The organism is Delftia sp. ZNC0008, assembly GCF_000799035.1.
Classification (GTDB): domain Bacteria; phylum Pseudomonadota; class Gammaproteobacteria; order Burkholderiales; family Burkholderiaceae_C; genus Comamonas; species Comamonas tsuruhatensis.
The window spans coordinates 1-17,618 of sequence record NZ_JTKZ01000278.1 but is presented as its reverse complement, the minus strand read 5'-3'; the positions used below and the strand labels follow the sequence as shown (position 1 = coordinate 17,618).

The 17,618-nt window shown below is 63.7% G+C and carries 19 protein-coding genes; 3 read left to right on the top strand and 16 right to left on the bottom strand.

Annotated features, from left to right (window positions below; translation table 11 throughout):
* Positions 1–287: 287 nt before the first annotated feature.
* From L995_RS09145 to L995_RS09095, 11 genes are all read right to left on the bottom strand, one after another.
* Positions 288–1,757 carry a DegQ family serine endoprotease gene (locus L995_RS09145; protein WP_026062374.1) on the bottom strand — a complete coding sequence of 490 codons (1,470 nt, stop codon included), beginning with the start codon at positions 1,755–1,757 and terminating at the stop codon, positions 288–290.
* 305 nt (positions 1,758–2,062) lie between these two features.
* The gene (locus L995_RS09140) at positions 2,063–2,776 is read right to left on the bottom strand and encodes a sigma-E factor negative regulatory protein (protein WP_047471141.1); all 714 of its coding nucleotides are present in this window, start codon (positions 2,774–2,776) and stop codon (positions 2,063–2,065) included.
* Between the two features lie 73 nt (positions 2,777–2,849).
* Positions 2,850–3,479, bottom strand: a complete 630-nt coding sequence (gene rpoE, locus L995_RS09135; protein ID WP_047471139.1) for an RNA polymerase sigma factor RpoE — start codon at positions 3,477–3,479, stop codon at positions 2,850–2,852.
* Between the two features lie 644 nt (positions 3,480–4,123).
* Positions 4,124–5,368 (bottom strand): beta-ketoacyl-ACP synthase II, encoded by a 1,245-nt coding sequence (fabF, locus tag L995_RS09130; RefSeq protein WP_016447793.1) that lies wholly within the window; start codon positions 5,366–5,368, stop codon positions 4,124–4,126.
* Between the two features lie 39 nt (positions 5,369–5,407).
* Complete coding sequence (acpP, locus tag L995_RS09125) at positions 5,408–5,647, bottom strand: acyl carrier protein (RefSeq protein ID WP_003058049.1); 240 nt, start codon at positions 5,645–5,647, stop codon at positions 5,408–5,410.
* Between the two features lie 149 nt (positions 5,648–5,796).
* Positions 5,797–6,543 carry a 3-oxoacyl-ACP reductase FabG gene (gene fabG, locus L995_RS09120; RefSeq protein ID WP_016447794.1) on the bottom strand — a complete coding sequence of 249 codons (747 nt, stop codon included), beginning with the start codon at positions 6,541–6,543 and terminating at the stop codon, positions 5,797–5,799.
* Entirely contained in the window at positions 6,540–7,484 is a 945-nt protein-coding gene (gene fabD, locus L995_RS09115) for an ACP S-malonyltransferase (protein WP_047471135.1), read from the bottom strand. Before fabD ends, fabG begins: the two co-directional genes overlap by 4 nt.
* 57 nt (positions 7,485–7,541) lie before the next feature.
* Complete coding sequence (locus L995_RS09110; RefSeq protein WP_016447796.1) at positions 7,542–8,519, bottom strand: beta-ketoacyl-ACP synthase III; 978 nt, start codon at positions 8,517–8,519, stop codon at positions 7,542–7,544.
* A 5-nt stretch (positions 8,520–8,524) separates the two neighbouring features.
* A complete protein-coding gene (gene plsX, locus L995_RS09105; RefSeq protein WP_016451174.1) occupies positions 8,525–9,565 on the bottom strand; it encodes a phosphate acyltransferase PlsX in 1,041 nt (346 codons plus the stop codon).
* Between the two features lie 113 nt (positions 9,566–9,678).
* Complete coding sequence (gene rpmF / locus L995_RS09100; protein ID WP_012207072.1) at positions 9,679–9,861, bottom strand: 50S ribosomal protein L32; 183 nt, start codon at positions 9,859–9,861, stop codon at positions 9,679–9,681.
* 137 nt (positions 9,862–9,998) lie between these two features.
* Positions 9,999–10,556, bottom strand: coding sequence for a YceD family protein (locus L995_RS09095; protein ID WP_047217386.1), 558 nt, complete (start codon positions 10,554–10,556; stop codon positions 9,999–10,001).
* A gap of 25 nt (positions 10,557–10,581) precedes the next feature.
* On the opposite strand from L995_RS09095, the gene L995_RS09090 reads away from it, so the two are divergent.
* Both L995_RS09090 and L995_RS09085 read left to right on the top strand, forming a co-directional pair.
* Positions 10,582–11,202 carry a Maf family nucleotide pyrophosphatase gene (locus L995_RS09090; protein WP_016447799.1) on the top strand — a complete coding sequence of 207 codons (621 nt, stop codon included), beginning with the start codon at positions 10,582–10,584 and terminating at the stop codon, positions 11,200–11,202.
* On the top strand, positions 11,199–11,990 hold the full coding sequence (locus L995_RS09085) for an SAM-dependent methyltransferase (RefSeq protein ID WP_047471133.1): 792 nt from the start codon (positions 11,199–11,201) through the stop codon (positions 11,988–11,990). Before L995_RS09090 ends, L995_RS09085 begins: the two co-directional genes overlap by 4 nt.
* A gap of 81 nt (positions 11,991–12,071) precedes the next feature.
* Here the strand turns inward: L995_RS09085 and L995_RS09080 are convergent, their stop codons facing one another.
* From L995_RS09080 to L995_RS09060, 5 genes are read right to left on the bottom strand one after another with little or no spacing between them, the layout of a single operon-like run.
* Entirely contained in the window at positions 12,072–13,118 is a 1,047-nt protein-coding gene (locus L995_RS09080) for a S49 family peptidase (protein WP_016451171.1), read from the bottom strand.
* 1 nt (position 13,119) lies between these two features.
* Positions 13,120–13,488, bottom strand: a complete 369-nt coding sequence (locus L995_RS09075; protein WP_016451170.1) for a Rieske (2Fe-2S) protein — start codon at positions 13,486–13,488, stop codon at positions 13,120–13,122.
* Between the two features lie 49 nt (positions 13,489–13,537).
* Entirely contained in the window at positions 13,538–14,224 is a 687-nt protein-coding gene (locus tag L995_RS09070; protein WP_047471131.1) for an HAD family hydrolase, read from the bottom strand.
* 24 nt (positions 14,225–14,248) lie between these two features.
* Positions 14,249–15,310, bottom strand: a complete 1,062-nt coding sequence (locus L995_RS09065) for an RluA family pseudouridine synthase (RefSeq protein WP_047471129.1) — start codon at positions 15,308–15,310, stop codon at positions 14,249–14,251.
* A complete protein-coding gene (locus L995_RS09060; RefSeq protein WP_231574394.1) occupies positions 15,268–15,633 on the bottom strand; it encodes a hypothetical protein in 366 nt (121 codons plus the stop codon). The genes L995_RS09065 and L995_RS09060 overlap by 43 nt, the downstream gene beginning before the upstream one ends.
* Positions 15,634–15,845: 212 nt before the next feature.
* Between L995_RS09060 and L995_RS09055 the strand changes: the two genes are divergently transcribed.
* A partial coding sequence (locus tag L995_RS09055; RefSeq protein ID WP_047471164.1) for an Rne/Rng family ribonuclease occupies positions 15,846–17,618 on the top strand: 1,773 nt, incomplete at its 3' end.

The following is a 17,618-nucleotide window of genomic DNA, read 5'->3' as shown; positions in this document are numbered from 1 at the left end:
GGAAACCAAGCCCTGACAAGGCCTGCAAAGCTCCGGGCTTGATCTGTCACAATTATTTATCAACAGTTTATCAACAGACCCGACAAGCCATTTCTAGCCCGTCGATCACCGGATAGTGCGGTGCTTTTGCACCGCAACAATCCTCTTTGAAAACAGGTTTCTGACGCCTTGAGCCGTCACGCTTTGGTGGGGCATTTTACCCAATGCCCCAAGGGGCATGGGCAGGCCTTGATCCGGATTCCGAGGGTATTCCCCAGGACCCCGAAAAACCGGCCTGCCCCAGCCCCTCAACGGGCAGGACGGATGAGCACGTACTGTGCCCATTCGCCGCGGCGCACCAGAAGGTTCACCGGCTTGCTCTTGTCCACCTTGGCCAGCGTGGCCTCGAAGCTCTTGAGCCCCGTGATCTCGACATTGGCCAGTTGCAGGATCACATCACCTTCGCGCAGGCCTGCGCGTGCTGCCGCCTCGACAGCGGCCGTCACGCGGACACCGCCCTTGATGCCCAATTCCCTTTTCTGGGCATCCGTGAGTTCGGCCAGCGTCAGGCCCAGCGACTGAGAGACCAGGGTGCTGCCCTTGCCTGCAGCCTTTGCCTGGGGAGCGCCATCGGGCTCGACTTCGGCGATCACCATGGTCAGATCCTTGGCGGCTCCGCGGCGGAATACCGTGATGGTGCTGCGCGTTCCGGGCTTGGTATTGCCCACCAGACGCGGCAGGTCGGCGACCTTCTCAATGGCCTTCCCATCGAACTTGATGATCACGTCACCCGCCTCGACGCCGGCCTTGGCGGCTGGGGAATCGGGTTCCACGGCAGAGACCAGCGCACCCTGAGCCTTGCCCAGGCCGATGGATTCGGCAATGTCCTTGGTGACCTGCCCGATTTGCACGCCGATGCGCCCTCGCGTGACCTTGCCGGTGGCGCGCAGCTGGTCGCTGACGCGCACGGCCTCGTCGATCGGAATCGCGAAGCTGATCCCCATGAAACCGCCGGAACGCGAATAGATCTGGCTGTTGATGCCCACGACCTCGCCGCGCATGTTCAGCAACGGGCCGCCCGAGTTGCCGGGATTGATGGCCACATCGGTCTGGATGAAGGGCAGATAGTCTCCCGTGTCGCGCTGCTTGGCGCTGACGATGCCTGCGGTGACCGAGTTGTCGAGGCCGAAGGGCGATCCGATGGCCATCACCCACTCACCGACCTTGAGACGGTTCACGTCGCCGATCTTCACGGCGGGCAGTCCGGTGGCATCGATCTTGACCACAGCCACGTCGGTGCGCTTGTCGCTGCCCACGATCTTGGCCTTGAACTCACGCTTGTCGGTCAGCGTGACGATGACCTCGTCAGCACCTTCGACCACGTGGGCATTGGTCATCACAAAGCCGTCCGCCGTCAGGATGAAGCCCGACCCCACGCCACGCGGCTGTTCCTCGTCAGGCTGTGAACGCGGCTGGGGGCGTTGGCGCGGCACATTGGGCACGGGCAGGCCGAAGCGGCGGAAGAACTCGAGCATGTCCTCATCCATGCCCAGCGCCTCGGCAGAGTTGGCCGACGCCTTCTCCAACGTGCGGATGTTGACCACGGAAGGCCCTACCTGCTCGACCAGGTCGGTGAAGTCCGGCAGACCCCGCACCACGGCACCGCTTTGCGCATGAGCGGCACTCACCGGCACCAGCATTGAGGCGCTGCCAGCAGCCAGCGCCAGAACGCCTGCCAGTGTGCAGGACTGCAGCGTCTTCCATCGAACTGTGGTCATGGTGATCCTTTCCTTCTCAATCATTGTGTTGCCCCCGTGCCCATTGCGCCCGGGCGGCCTGTTCAGATACGCGGTGCCGACTTGCATCTCGGACGAACGCCACATTCTGGCGCAGTCCCGGCATTCACCGGCCAGACGATGGCTCAGAAGCCTGAAAGACGCTGTTAGTTCCCGAATCGGCAGCATGCATGCGGCGCGAACCGCCGTGCATGGGCCACAAATGACTGCACCCGCGTCCATTTCAATGCCGAACGGCTGGACGCGGGTGCAAAAGAAGGCAGGAGAGCCATGCTCTCCTGCGGGATTCAGCGCTGGTTCGCGCGCGGTGCCGAGGCGAAGTTGGCATTGCGCAGGAAGCTGGCCGGCATCTGCAACGTGGCCGGACCACTGTATTGCGGATGGGAGGCCAGCAGCGCATCCAGGCGCGGATCACGCAGCATGACGCTTTGGCCGTAAGGGCCTGCCACAGCCACCACCGAAGAGGATTGGGCCGTATCTCCGAGAGGGAAGTCCTGGGCATTTCCAGCGACAGCAGCCGCTGCAGGCGCCCCCGTTTCCAGGGCGGCCAATGCCCGGCCCGGCGCCGCACCGGGGCCTGCAGGCGCGCCGAGCATCACGCTCCAGCCAATGGCAGCCACGGCCGCCACGGAAGCAAAACCCGCAGCCATCTTCCAGCGGAATACCGACGCATTGGCTGCATCGTGCAGCGGCGCGCCATTGACGACGGCCCTGCCGTGCGCCGGGCGCGCGACCTGCTCCAGCTCGTCTGCGGCGACGGGAACCAGGGGGCGGCGCGGCTCGTTGGCCAACTGGGAGCGGATTCCGGAAAGCAGATCGTGCCGGCTGTGGTGCGCCAGCTCAGGGGAGCGCAGCACATCGCCCACCAGGTGGTACATGCGCCATTCCTGCTGGCCTGCATCGCTTTGCGCATAGGCCAGCGCGGCCTGCAGCTCCGCGGCAGAAAGTTCGCCATCAGCCAATGCCGACAATTGTTCGCGCTTCGTCAGATAGTCATTCATGATCAATCACCTGCCTGTCTGCTCTGAGACCCTGTACCCAAAAAATGCGCCACCCGATGGCCATCACCCGTTGCTACCACCGCTTGCCAGACTGGCGCTCCAGCAAAGGCTTGACTCTCGCTGAAATCGCTTCGCGTGCACGGAAGATGCGTGAACGCACGGTGCCTATGGGACAACCCATGGCGCTCGAGATTTCCTCGTAGCTCAGGCCTTCGATTTCCCGCAACGTGACGGCTTGACGGAGATCTTCGGGCAAGGCCTCCATGGCGGCGTTGACTGCCTGGGCAATCTCCTGGGCCGCCAGGATCGTTTCGGGTGTTTCTTCGGTGGTTAGTTCCTGGCTGAGCCGGGAAGTTTCATCATCGTCATCCCCGTTGTGTAACGCGCTTTCGGTGATCAGCGGCGAGCGCTTCATGTCCAGCAGCGCCTTCTTGGCAGTATTCACGGCGATGCGATACAGCCAGGTGTAGAACTGGGCATCACCCCGGAACTGGTGCAGCGCCCGATAGGCCCGGATGAAGGTTTCCTGCGCAATGTCAGGCACCAGGTCCACGTCGCGCACCATGCGGCCAATGAGGCGCTCGATGCGGCGCTGGTACTTGATGACCAGCAGCTCGAAGGCCCGCATGTCTCCTGCGTTGGTGCGCTCGACCAGAGCCAGGTCGCTGTCGGCAGAAGAAGGCGGGAATTCGGGAGGCGTCATGAAATCGGTGAAGACGGGCCGTGGCGGCCCTGGCGCAGTCACTGCGCGCGTTCTGTAGGTCTGGGCGGGAAATATACAGCACGCCGCAAATCACCCCAGGTTTCAGGACTCTGCCTGTAAGACAGCAGCAGCCAGCGGGAACTTCGCCAGCGCAAAGACCCCGTCGAAACGGGTCGGGCCTGCGCCCATAGCCATTGACCACCGTCAGCGCGCACCTGCAGCAGCACCGGCTGCGCATCGTGGGCAGCGGCTGCCTCACCAAGCCACCACTGCGCGCCATCCCATGCAACAAAGCCTCTGCCCAGGGCGCGCCATCCATGCCACATGCCTGCAGCTGCAACCAGAGAACCCGTGACAGCCACGACGGCAGGCCCCCATCCGGACTGTAGATCAAGCGCCCACGCCAGCAAAAGCATGGCCGCCAGCAGCCAAAGCGCGCACAGGCATGCGACCGACCCACGCGGTGGATTCAGCGGATGGCGGACTGCGGGCGGGGCATGGCGTGACATCATGCCTGCAGTGTCGCAAAACCGCAGCGTGTCTGACATGCATCCCACCCCTGCCGGACGCGCCCTGACCCATGGGAGAAATAAAAAAGCCCGCTCCCTTGCGGGGCGGGCTTTTCATGGTGAGGCGTGCAGGCCTCAGATTCGCTTGAACACCAGCGTTCCGTTGGTGCCGCCGAACCCGAAGTTGTTTTTCACTGCCACTTCGATCTTCGCATCCCGTGCCGTGTTGGCGCAGTAGTCGAGATCGCACTCGGGATCCTGGTTGTCCAGATTGATGGTCGGGGGAATCTTCTGCTCGTGCAATGCCAGCACGGTGAAGACGCTCTCGATGCCGCCAGCGCCACCCAGCAGGTGACCGGTCATGGACTTGGTCGAGCTGACAACGATTTTCTTGGCGTGATCGCCCAGAGCCGCCTTGATGGCATTGGTCTCGTTGAGGTCGCCCAGCGGCGTGGATGTGCCGTGCGCATTCAGATAATCGATCTGGTCGGCGTTGATGCCGGCGTTGCGCAGAGCTGACAGCATGGCGCGGCGCGGGCCGTCCATGTTGGGCGCCGTCATGTGGCCGGCATCGGCACTCATGCCGTAGCCGCACAGTTCAGCATAGATCTTGGCACCGCGGGCCTTGGCATGCTCGTACTCTTCCAGCACCAGCACGCCTGCACCTTCGCCCAGCACAAAGCCGTCGCGGTCCTTGTCCCAGGGACGCGAGGCGGCCTTGGGATCATCATTGCGCGTGGACAGTGCGCGCATGGCGGCAAAGCCGCCGACGCCCAGCGGGGAGACCGTGGCTTCCGTGCCACCAGCCACCACCACATCGGCATCGCCGTATTCGATCATGCGTCCTGCTTCGCCTATGCAGTGCAGCCCGGTCGTGCAGGCAGTCACCACGGCGAGATTCGGCCCCTTGAAGCCAAACCGCATGGACACATGGCCAGCCACCATGTTGATGATGGAGGCAGGCACGAAGAACGGCGTGATGCGGCGCGGTCCGCGCGCAGCCAGTTCTGCGTGGGTGTTCTCGATCAGCGGCAAGCCGCCGATGCCCGAACCGATCACACAGCCGATGCGCGTAGCCAGATCATCCGACAAGGCCTCGCCCGTGGGCAGACCTGAGTCCTGCACGGCTTGCGCCGCAGCAGCGATGCCGTAATGGATGAAGGTGTCCATGGAGCGCGCATCCTTGGCGCTCATGTACGACTCCACATCGAATCCCTTGACCTCGCCCGCAATCTTGCAGGCAAAGTTCGAGGCATCGAACTTGGTGATGAGGTCAATGCCGGACTGGCCGGCCAAAAGATTGGCCCAGGCGTCGCCCACCGTGTTACCCACGGGGGAGATGCAACCCAGGCCGGTCACGACAACGCGACGACGGCTCATGCGTAAAACCTTCTGCTGATCGCTCGGGTCAGGGCCCTGTCAGGCCTTCTGGTGGGTGTTGGCGTAGTCGATGGCGTTTTGCACCGTCGTGATCTTTTCCGCGTCTTCGTCGGGGATCTCGATGCCGAATTCATCTTCCAGGGCCATCACCAGCTCCACCGTGTCCAGGGAGTCAGCACCCAGATCAGCCACGAAGGCCTTTTCGTTGGTGACTTGAGACTCTTCAACGCCGAGTTGTTCGGCAATGATTTTTTTGACACGTGCTTCGATATCGCTCATGGTTTCCCTCTGGGGGTTGTGAATGAACCCGCGATTCTAGCCGTTTCGGACCTTACGCCCTCTTCAGCCGGCCGTCGCGAGGAAACGGCCTCTTCGGTTGCAAGCAACGGCGGCTTCTGGCAGGGATCTGCCCGCAGCCGCCGCAGCGCTTACATGTACATGCCGCCGTTGACGTGCAATTCCTGGCCGGTGACGTAGCCTGCGCCCGCCGATGCGAGATAGGCCACGGCATGGGCGATGTCGCTGGGCTGGCCCAGATCACCCATGGCGATCTGCGATTTCAGGGCATTTTTCTGCTCTTCAGGCAGCTCCGCCGTCATGTCGGTGGCGATGAAGCCCGGAGCCACGCAATTGACCGTGATGCCGCGGCTGCCCAGTTCACGGGCCAGCGCACGCGTCATGCCGGCAACGCCGGCCTTGGCAGCTGCATAGTTGGCTTGACCGGGGTTTCCGGAGGCACCAACGACGCTGGTGATGTTGATGATGCGTCCGAAGCGCTGCTTCATCATGGGCCGAATGGCCGTACGGCTGACTCGGAAAACCGCCTTGAGATTGGTGTCGATCACCGCATCCCAGTCATCGTCCTTCATGCGCATGGCCAGGGTGTCGCGTGTGATGCCGGCATTGTTGACCAGCACATGCAGGCCACCGTCATTCTTGACGATGCTGTCGATCAGGGCATCGACGGCGGTCACGTCCGTGACATTGAGGTTCACGCCACGGCAGCCTTCATGGGCCGACAGGGCCTGGCTGATCTTCTCGGCACCACCATCGGTGGTGGCCGTGCCGATCACGCGGTAGCCGCGTGCTGCCAGCTCCTGGGCAATGGCGGCACCGATGCCGCGCGAGGCACCCGTCACCAGGGCAACCTGGGGCTTGTTCTGGTTGTCAGTCATGCGAGGGATTCTTTCACGTCGGCCAGCGTGGCCGGGTCATAGAGGGCAGCGGCCGTCAGGTCCGCGTCAATCCGCTTGGTCAGGCCCATCAGCACCTTGCCGGGACCGCACTCGATGAGGTGGACGACGCCGCGGGCCTTCATGGCCTGAACGCATTCCACCCAGCGCACCGGACCGAAGGCCTGGCGATACAGCGCATCGCGAATGGCGTCGGCATCCTGCTGCACTGTCACGTCGATGTTGTTGAGCACTGGGATGCGCGGTGCAGCCAGCACGGTGGCAGCCAGCGCCGCCTTGAGCTTTTCGGCCGCAGGCTTCATCAGGCTGGAATGGAAAGGCGCCGACACCGGCAACGGCAGCGCACGTTTGGCGCCTGCGGCCTTGAGGGCCTCGCAGGCCTTCTCGACAGCCGCCTTGCTGCCGGCAATCACGGTCTGCGAGGGGTCGTTGAAATTCACGGCCTCGACGACTTCCGCACCACCCAATGCCGCCGTGACTTCTGCGCAGCCTGCGCGCACCTTGTCGGCATCCAGCCCCAGGATGGCAGCCATGGCACCGGTTCCCACGGGAACGGCCTCCTGCATGGCAGCCGCGCGCAGCCGCACCAGCGGCGCAGCCTGGGCCAGGGTCAGCACACCTGACGCGACCAGGGCCGAGTACTCACCCAGCGAGTGGCCCGCCACAACGTCGGGCAGCGCGCCGCCTTCGGCCTGCCAGACGCGCCAGGCAGCCACACCGGCCACCAGCATCACAGGCTGGGTATTGGTGGTGAGCGCCAGAGCTTCCTTCGGCCCCTGCTGGATCAGCTGGCCGATGTTTTCGCCGAGGGCATCGGAGGCTTCGACCAAGGTCTGGGCCACGACGGGATGGTCACCCCATCCGTCGAGCATGCCCACCGATTGCGAACCCTGACCAGGAAAGACGAATGCAAACTTCTTCATGATTTTCAAAAATAAAGGCCGCGCCATGGGCGCCTGCCCTCAGGCAGGCATCCCGCATCACATCTTGAGAAGTACCGCACCCCAGGTGAAGCCGCCGCCAACACCTTCCAGCAGCACGGTCTGACCGGGCTTGACCTGGCCACTGCGCACGCCGTGGTCCAGCGCCAGGGGGATCGAGGCAGCCGACGTGTTGCCATGCTGGTCCACCGTCACCACCACCTTGTCCATGGACAGCTTGAGCTTGCGCGCCGTGCTTTGCATGATGCGGATGTTGGCCTGATGGGGGATCAGCCAGTCGATGTCGGCATCGGTGAGCCCTGCCTTGTCCAGCGTGGCGCGAGCGGCCTTCTCCAGCACGCCGACCGCCAGCTTGAACACGGCCTGCCCATCCATCTTCAGCAGCGGATCACCGAGGATCTGGCCACCGGAGACATTGCCTGGCACGCACAGGATGCCGACATGCTTGCCGTCGGCATGCAGGTCGGAAGCCAGGATGCCTGGCTGCTCGGACGCCTCCAGCACCACGGCTCCGGCACCGTCACCGAACAGCACGCAGGTCGTCCGGTCGTTGAAGTCCAGGATGCGGCTGAATACTTCGGAGCCCACCACCAGCGCGCGGCTCGCAGCGCCGGACTGGATCATGGCGTCGGCCACGGTGAGGGCGTAGACAAAGCCGCTGCATACGGCTTGCACATCAAAGGCCGCACAGCCATTGGCGCCGAGCTTGTTTTGCAGGATGCATGCCGTGGATGGGAAGACCATGTCCGGCGTCGATGTGGCGACGATGATCAGATCGATATCCTGCGGCTGGCAGCCGGCGGCTTCCAGCGCCTTCTTCGATGCCTCCAAGGCCAGATCGCTGCTGGCCACTTCTGGCGCGGCAAAGTGTCGGGCATGGATGCCGGTGCGCTCGACGATCCACTCGTCCGAGGTCTCGATGCCGCGCTGGGCCAGTTCGGCTGCCAGATCGTGATTGGTGAGTCGGCGGGGTGGCAGGTAACTGCCCGTGCCGGTGATGCGTGCGTAGCGTCTCATCTGTATTAGGGCGCCGACGGTCCCGATTCCGACTGCGCAGCCAGCAACAGAGGCAGGGCTGCGGAGATACGGGTACGGACACGGTCGAGCAGGTTGTTGCGGGCCGCATCATACGCGCGCTTCAGCGCGTGCTCGAAAGCCAAGGCATCGGCCGATCCATGGCTTTTGAAGACCAACCCGCGAAGGCCCAGCAGCGCCGCGCCGTTGTAGCGGCGATGATCCACGCGCCTCATCAAAGCAGTTAGCACCGGATAGGCAACGATGGCTGCCATTTTGGTGAAGATGTTGCGCTTGAACTCCTGCTTGAGGGCATTGGAGATCATGGACGCCACGCCCTCGGAAGACTTGAGAGCCACGTTGCCCACAAAGCCATCACAGACCACGACCTGGGTCGTGCCCTTGAAGATGTCGTTGCCTTCGACGTTGCCGTAGAAATTCAGATGACCGGCCTTGCCGGCCGCGCGCAGCAGTTCGCCAGCGCGCTTGATGACCTCGCTGCCCTTGATCTGCTCTTCGCCAATGTTGAGCAAACCCACCGAGGGTGCCTCTTCGTTGTTCAGGGCAGACACCAGGGCCGAGCCCATGACGGCGAACTGCAGCAGATGCTCGGCCGAGCAGTCCACATTGGCACCCAGGTCCAGCACCGTTGTGGCCTCGCCCTTGGCATTGGGCAACTGGGGTGCGATGGCAGGGCGATCAATGCCATCGAGTGTCTTGAGCAGGTAGCGCGAGATGGCCATCAGCGCACCCGTGTTTCCAGCCGACACAGCAGCGGCAGCCGCGCCATCCTTGACTTGCTGGATGGCGATGCGCATGGAGGAATCCTTCTTCCTGCGCAGCGCCATCTCGATCGGATCATCCATGCCGACCACTTCCGAGGCCGGCACCACACTGGCGCGCTCATGCGCAAAGCCAGCCAGCGCATCGGGCTGGCCGACCAGCAGCAGCCGGGCATCGGGGTGGGAATCGAGGAACTGGCGGCACGCCGCAAGCGTGACGCGGGGGCCGTGATCACCCCCCATGCAGTCAACGGCCAAAGTGATCATGTGCGACTGGCAAGCCTGTTGCAAGGCCTGGAAAGATAGGAGCAACCATCAGAAAAAACAAAAGCCCGCGCTACGAAAACTGTAGCCGCGGGCCCTGCGGGAACGGTCGAAGATCAGGCTTCGGACTTGTTCTTCAGCACTTGACGGCCGCGGTACACGCCGTTGGGGCTGATGTGGTGACGCAGATGGGTTTCGCCGGTGGTGGGTTCCACGGCAATGCCAGGCACATTCAGTGCGTTGTGCGAACGGTGCATACCGCGCTTGGAGGGGGACTTCTTGTTCTGCTGAACAGCCATGATGGCTCCTGTGTATCTGAAAAGGGTTGGTAAAAAACGCGATCAGCCCATTAAAGACACGAGGGGGTTTCGCGCGAAGCCCTTGATTATAGCGCAATCGCTTTTCCCGGCCTCGGCCTTTTTTCCGGACATCGCAATCAGTCGGCTGACTTGCCCACATCCAGCCCGCGCAGCACGGCAAATGGATTGGGCTTGTCCTCGCTGGCCTGCTCGAAGTCTGCGTCGCTGGACTGCATGCTCACCGGCTCGGGGCAGCTGTCGTGGCGTGGCACCACGGGCAACTCCATGAGCAGCTCATCCTCTATGAGTTCAAGCAGGTTGAATTCGCGGCTGAGCACCAGCAGGTCCTCGTCGCTCTCGTCATCCTCGGACTCGGCCGTGGTCTCGTCCGCAACAAAGCGGAAAGACCTATCGACCTGGAGGGAGATGGGTGCCACAGTGAGGCAGCGTTGGCACACCATCGGAACGACAGCATCGGCCTGCAGATGCAGCCAGACCTGACCCGAGCCGCCGGTTTGCTCGACCAGTTCGCCGTCAGCCTGCCAGTGCACCTCGCCGTGCCCATCAGCGGCATCCGGCTGCGCATCCTCGGCCAGACGAGGAAAGGCCGAAAGCGCCGACTGACCCTGGAGATGGCCCGCCGATTGCGCAAAAGCGCGAACATCGAGACGGGCCGCAGAAAATTCCTTGCTCATGCGGGCAGTGTAAGAGAATCCGGGCATGCAAGCTTCCCACCTCGCCTTAGCCCAGGCTCCCGGCCTGGCACGCCCCCTGATCCTTGGTTCCACCTCACGCTACCGCCGCGAACTTCTGGAGCGGCTGCAACTACCATTCCAGACCGTGTCCCCGGAAGTCGATGAGACACCGCTGACCGGCGAAACACCGCATGCACTTTCGTTGCGACTGGCCCTGGCCAAGGCACAGGCCGTGGCGGCGCTGCACCCGGGCGCCGTCGTCATCGGCTCCGACCAGGTACCCGAGCTGGATGGCATGCCGCTGTCCAAGCCCGGCACCCACGAGCGCGCCACCGAACAACTGCGCCAGATGAGCGGGCGCCAGATGAATTTCCACACCGCCGTGAGCGTGGTCTGCCGGGAAAGCGGCTTTGCCGAGACCGATGTGGTCACCGTCCAGGTCCGGTTTCGTGATCTCAACGACGCGGAGATCGAACGCTACCTGCGCGCCGAACAGCCCTATGACTGCGCAGGCAGCGCCAAGAGCGAAGGACTGGGCATCGCGCTGCTGGATGCCATCGTCAGCGACGACCCCACGGCGCTGATCGGCCTGCCGCTGATCCGCACCTGCCAGCTGCTGCGCGCCGCAGGAGCCGTGCTGCCATGAACGATGCTGCAACCCAACCCACCAGAGGAACGCTCTATCTGGTGCCCGCGCCGCTGGACTTCGGCTGCGACGAGCAAACGCCGCTGACGCAGGTCCTGCCCGATGGAACACTGCGCACCGCTGCACGCCTGACCCACTGGATCTGCGAAAACGCCAAAAGCACGCGCGCCTACCTGAAGCGCATTGACGCACTGCACGCCCTGGCCCAGCCCTTGCAAGCCCAGCAGATCACAGAACTGCCGCGCGAGGCCCACAAGAAGGGCGACCACGGCGACAAGGGCGCGGCGGTCTTCGATGCCAAGCCACTGCTCGCCCCCTTGCTGCTGGGCCACGACATGGGACTGGTCAGCGAAGCCGGCATGCCCGCCGTGGCCGACCCCGGCAGCTCCATCGTGCGCGCCGCGCATGATCTGGGCATACGGGTCGTGCCCCTGATCGGTCCGGTGTCGTTGCTGCTGGCCCTGGCCGCCAGCGGACTCAACGGACAGAACTATGCTTTTGTGGGGTACCTGCCGCAGGACGCTGACGGGCGGGTTCAGCGCATCAAGGAGCTTGAAACCCTGGCATTGCGCCAAGGCCAGACCCAGCAGTTCATAGAGACGCCCTACCGCAACGCCGCGCTGTGGCAGGCCTTGCTGCAGACGCTGCAACCCCATACGCGCTTGGCGCTGGCCTGCGGCCTGACACTGGAGAGCGCCCGCATCGAAAGCCGTCTGGTGCGCGAATGGCGCCAGCACAAGGAAGTGCCGGACAACCGCACGCCGGTGGTGTTTTCCATCGGTCGCTGAGACTGTCTTACTCGATGAGCAAAAAAAGCCCGCCTTCCACAAGAAGGCGGGCTTTTTGCATCTTGGCAGACGCCAGGGAAATCAGCGCAGAGACGGAAGGCTGGAGCGCAGCGCCTGAACGGCACCTCCACCGAAGGCCGCGCCAAAACGCTTGGCCAGGCGCTCGGCCACGTTGTCGCGGCGCGTGTAATCCACCACCTCTTCCGCCTTGACCACTTCACGGGCCACGTAGTCAAGACTGCCCAGCTTGTCGGCCAGGCCCATCTCCACGGCCTGCTGACCCGTCCAGAACAGGCCGCTGAACGTCTCGGGCGTCTCGTGCAGGCGATCGCCACGGCCGGCCTTGACCACGTTGATGAACTGCGAGTGGATCTGACCCAGCATCTGATGGGCATGGGCGCGCTGTGCTTCGGACATGGGACTGAACGGGTCCAGGAAGCCCTTGTTCTCGCCAGCCGTCAGCAGGCGGCGCTCCACGCCCAGCTTTTCCATGGCGCCCGTGAAGCCGAAGCCATCCATGAGCACACCGATGCTGCCCACGATGCTGGCCTTGTCGACAAAGATCTCGTCGGCCGCGGCAGCAATGTAATAAGCAGCCGAAGCGCAGGTTTCCTCCACCACGGCATACAGGGGCTTGTCGTACTTGCCCTTGAGCCGCACGATTTCGTCATTGATGATGCCGGCCTGCACCGGGCTGCCGCCTGGCGAGTTGATCAGCAGCACGACGGCACGCGAGCCCGAGTCCTCGAAGGCGCTGCGCATGGCGGCCACCACGAATTCCGCGCTGGCGTCGGCGCCTGCAGCGATCTCGCCCTTGACCTCGACCACTGCGGTATGCGGAGAGGAGCTGGTCGTGGTCGCCGTGTCCTTGGCAAACAGCACCCACAGGACCACCAGGATGAGTGCCGTCCACAGCAGGCGGCCGAAGAGGCGCCAGCGGCGCGAGGCGCGCTGCTCGTTGATGGTGGCGAAGACCAGCTTTTCCAGCACGTCCCGCTCCCAGCCGCTCGATGCCGCCGTTCGCGCATCGGCAGCCGCCGCGGCGGGCGTGGCCCGGGCCCACAGGTCCGCACCCGGGGAAGGGTGCGATGCGGAGCCAGGATTTTCCGGGGGTATGGGGGAAGTCATGTCAGAACTCGACGGGTTTCAGGTTATCGGCAGTATGCCAGTGCACCACCCCCGCGCTTTCGCTCAGGGAGATTTTCACCAGGCCGCCACGGCAGGGGCCGCCAGCGCAGGCGCCGCTGTCCGGCGCATAGACCGCACCATGGGTTGCGCACAGCAACCAACGCCCGGAATCATCGAAAAAGCGGTCTGGCTGGTAGTCCATCTCCATGGCCACGTGCGTGCAGCGGTTCAGATAGGCATGCGCCTGTCCCTCGAAGCGGATGGCGAATGCGCGGCAGGCATGCCCCGCGTAGACCACGTCGAAAGGCACGGCATTCGCACCTTCCTGCAAGGCCTCGCTGGCACACAAAACGATGCGATCAACGGTCACCAGCGCACCTCACAAGCATGGATTCCCGCGCTGACGCGGGCATGACGACTCAACCATGGGCCAGCAGCCACTGATGCAAATCCGCAACACTCTGCGCCACATGCAACGGCTGCAGCACGCCAAAGCCGTCGGTGGGATGCGCGCCATAGCCCACGCCCACGCTGGCACAGCCAGCATTGCGGGCCAGTTCCAGATCGTGCGTGGTGTCGCCGATCATCAGCACGCGGCCAGGCTCCACGCCGAATTCGGCCATCAGCTCCTGCAGCATCAGCGGGTTGGGCTTGCCGGCGGTTTCGTCCGCCGTGCGCGAGCTGTCGAACATGCCGCGCAGTTGCGGGTCCTGCAGCGCATCGTTCAGACCGCGCCGGCTCTTGCCCGTGGCCACGGCCAGCAGGTGGCCGCGCTCGCGCAGCGCCGCCAGCATGGGCAGCACGCCGACGAACAGGCTGATGTCGTCCTGGTGCTTGATGAAATGGTGGCGATAGCGGTTGCCCAACTCCGGGTATTTCTCGGGCGACACATCGGGCGCCGCACGCGCCAATGCCGGCATCAGCGCCATGCCGATCACATAGGAGGCCGCCTCATTGCTGGGGGGCGTGCCTCCCACATCGGCCACGGCCGCCTGAATGCACTTGACGATCACCGCGGTGGAATCCGACAGCGTCCCATCCCAGTCGAAGGCGATGAGGTCGAAGCGGCGCGCACGGTATATCTCGGAAGAACCAGGAGTTGTCATGTCTGCAAGGAGTCAAATCCGGCGTCAGCCGGCGAAACGGGCCAGCTCCTCGGGAAGCTCGGCGCGCAATTCCACCCGCTCACCACTGGACGGGTGTGTGAACTGTAGCCGCCATGCGTGCAGGAACATGCGTTTGAGCCCCTGTTTCTGCAACCGGCGGTTCAGGTCGAAGTCCCCGTACTTGTCATCCCCCGCAATCGGGTGCCCCTGGCTGGACAGGTGCACGCGGATCTGGTGCGTGCGCCCGGTCTTGATGGTCACCTCCAGCAGGCTCATGGCCGGCAGACCCAGCAGGGGCTGGGGCGCCAGCGTGCTGCGAACGCGCACCAGCGTGACGGAGCGCATGCCGTCAGGATCATCGGCCGTGGTCACCCGCACGCGGCGCTCGCCGTCGGCCTGCAGGTATTTGTGCAGCGGCAGATCAACCACCTTGCGATTGGCAGGCCAGGTGCCCTGGACCAGCGCCAGATAGGTCTTGCCGGTTTCGCGCTCGCGGAACTGGTCCTGCAGATGCGTCAGCGCCGAGCGCTTCTTGGCCACCAGCAAGATGCCGGATGTCTCGCGGTCGAGCCGATGCACCAACTCCAGAAAGCGGCTTTGCGGCCGCGCCTGGCGCAATTGCTCGATGACGCCAAAACTCACGCCCGAGCCCCCGTGCACGGCCACACCGGCAGGCTTGTCGATGGCAATCAGATGCTCGTCTTCCAGCAGACTGGGGAAGTCCCTGGCGGGTGCAGGCCGCTCGGCCTTTTCGGCGACTTTTTCGGAAATGCGCACGGGCGGCACGCGAACGACATCGCCGGTCGAGACGCGGGTTTCCGCACTGACGCGTCCCTTGTTGATGCGCACTTCTCCACTGCGGATGATGCGATAGACATGGGTTTTGGGAACGCCCTTGAGATGGCGTATGAGAAAGTTGTCCAACCGCTGTCCGGCCGAATCGTCATCGACTTCGATCAGCCGCACTGCGGCAGTGGCTGCGTTCAGGGAACGGTCGTCTGCCGGTTTGCCCTCTATAATGTGTTTCACCTGTGCCGAACTATTTATAAGTGGTTGATTCTCATGGAGTTTAGTCCAAACAACCATTTCCCCGCACAGGCAGGTCGATGCCATCCGGTGTCATGCACGCGAAACAGCAGGAAAAGATGGCCTGCGAAGTTCGTCGTTGCATCGGTTGTGGCTGACGAATTGAAACACTGATACGGAATCTCAAGCTGGCAGAAGGGGTCGGACCCGGCGTCCGCCGCTGCCAGCGGATCAAAAGCGAGCATGTGGATCTTTTGGGCATGGATGGTCACGCTGTGGAGCAGGAAAACGCCTGCGCCCAGGATCATTGCCGCCCCCAAGCCTCCCGCCTGCCCTGCACGTGCAGCAGCTTCGCTTGAAGCTGGACGGCGTGCCTCTCTCATCGCTCTCGTCCCCCTGCCCTTGCCCCCATTGCTGACTTGAGCCAGGTCTCAAGAAGCAAGGCATTCGGCGATTCCTTTCGTTTCAATGCGTCAGTCCGGCATCTCGGCTCCCTCGCGAGCCTGTCTTTGATTACAAGTCAAAGGCGTGACGGTCTGGCAGCAGAGGCTGCACCCCGGCGCGCCCCAGAGAAAACGAATAAAGGAAACGCATCATGAAACGGATGCTCATCAACGCCACGCAGTCGGAAGAGCGGCGCCTTGCCATCGTCGATGGACAAAAGCTCCTCGACTACGAGATCGAGATCGAAGGACGCGAGCAGCGCAAGGGCAACATCTACAAGGCCGTGGTCACGCGCGTGGAGCCCAGCCTTGAGGCCTGCTTCGTCGACTACGGCGAGGACCGCCACGGCTTCCTGCCCTTCAAGGAAATCTCCAAGCAGTATTTCGCCGAAGGCGTCTCGCCCAGCCAGGCCCGCATCAACGAAGTCATCCGTGAAGGCCAGGAACTGATCGTCCAGGTCGAGAAGGAAGAGCGCGGCAACAAGGGCGCGGCCCTGACCACCTTCATCTCGCTGGCCGGCCGCTATGTGGTGCTGATGCCCAACAACCCGCGCGGCGGTGGCGTCTCGCGCCGCATCGAGGGCGAGGACCGTGCCGAACTCAAGGAGGCGATGGACCAGCTCGAGTACCCCAAGGGCATGTCCATCATTGCGCGCACCGCCGGCATCGGCCGCACCGCGCCCGAGCTGCAGTGGGACCTGAACTACCTGCTCAAGCTGTGGAACGCCATCGACGGCGCAGCCAAGTCGGCCAAGGGCGCCTTCCTGATCTACCAGGAATCGAGCCTGGTGATCCGCGCCATCCGCGACTACTTCAACGGCGACATCGGCGACATCCTCATCGACACCGACGACATCTACGAGCAGGCGCAGCAGTTCATGCAGCACGTCATGCCCGAGCATGCCGCCCGCGTCAAACGCTACCGCGACGATGCCCCCCTGTTCAGCCGTTTCCAGATCGAGCACCAGATCGAATCGGCCTACGCGCGCACCGTGACCCTGCCGTCGGGCGGCGCCATCGTCATCGATCACACCGAGGCCCTGGTCTCCATCGACGTGAACTCGGCCCGCGCCATCAAGGGCGGCGACATCGAGGAAACCGCCACCCGCACCAATCTGGAAGCCGCCGACGAAGTCGCGCGCCAGATGCGCCTGCGCGACCTGGGCGGCCTGATCGTCATCGACTTCATCGACATGGAGGAGAGCAAGAACCGCCGCGAAGTCGAGAATCGCCTGCGCGACGCGCTGCGCCAGGACCGTGCGCGCGTGCAGTTCGGCACCATCAGCAAGTTCGGCCTCATGGAAATGAGCCGCCAGCGCCTCAAGCCCGCCCTGTCCGAAGGCGCGCACATCAACTGCCCGCGCTGCGGCGGCTCCGGCCATATCCGCGACACGGAAAGCTCTGCGCTGCAGATCCTGCGCATCATCCAGGAAGAGTCCATGAAGGACAACACGGCCGCCGTGCACTGCCAGGTGCCCGTGGAAGTGGCCAGCTTCCTGCTCAACGAAAAGCGCGGCGAGATCACCAAGATCGAACTCAAGCAGCGCGTCAACGTGATCATGGTCCCCAACAAGTCCATGGACACGCCGCACTACAAGCTCGAGCGCCTCAAGCACGACGATGCGCGCCTGGAAAGCATGGAAGCCAGCTACAAGCTGGCCGAAGAGCTGGACACCGAAACCACGGTGACACGCCGCTCGCAGGAGCCCACCAACAAGCAGACACCCATGATCAAGGGTGTGCTGCCGGACATGCCGGCTCCCATTGCCGAGCCTCGTCCCGAAGGCAGCCGCAACCGCCCGGCCAACGGCCAGCAGCGCGACGCCAAGCCTGCAGCCACGGCGGCAGCGCCCGCACCGGCCGCCGCCCCCGTCGTGGTCCGCGAACAAGGCTTCTTTGCCTGGCTCAAGAGCCTGTTCGGCTTT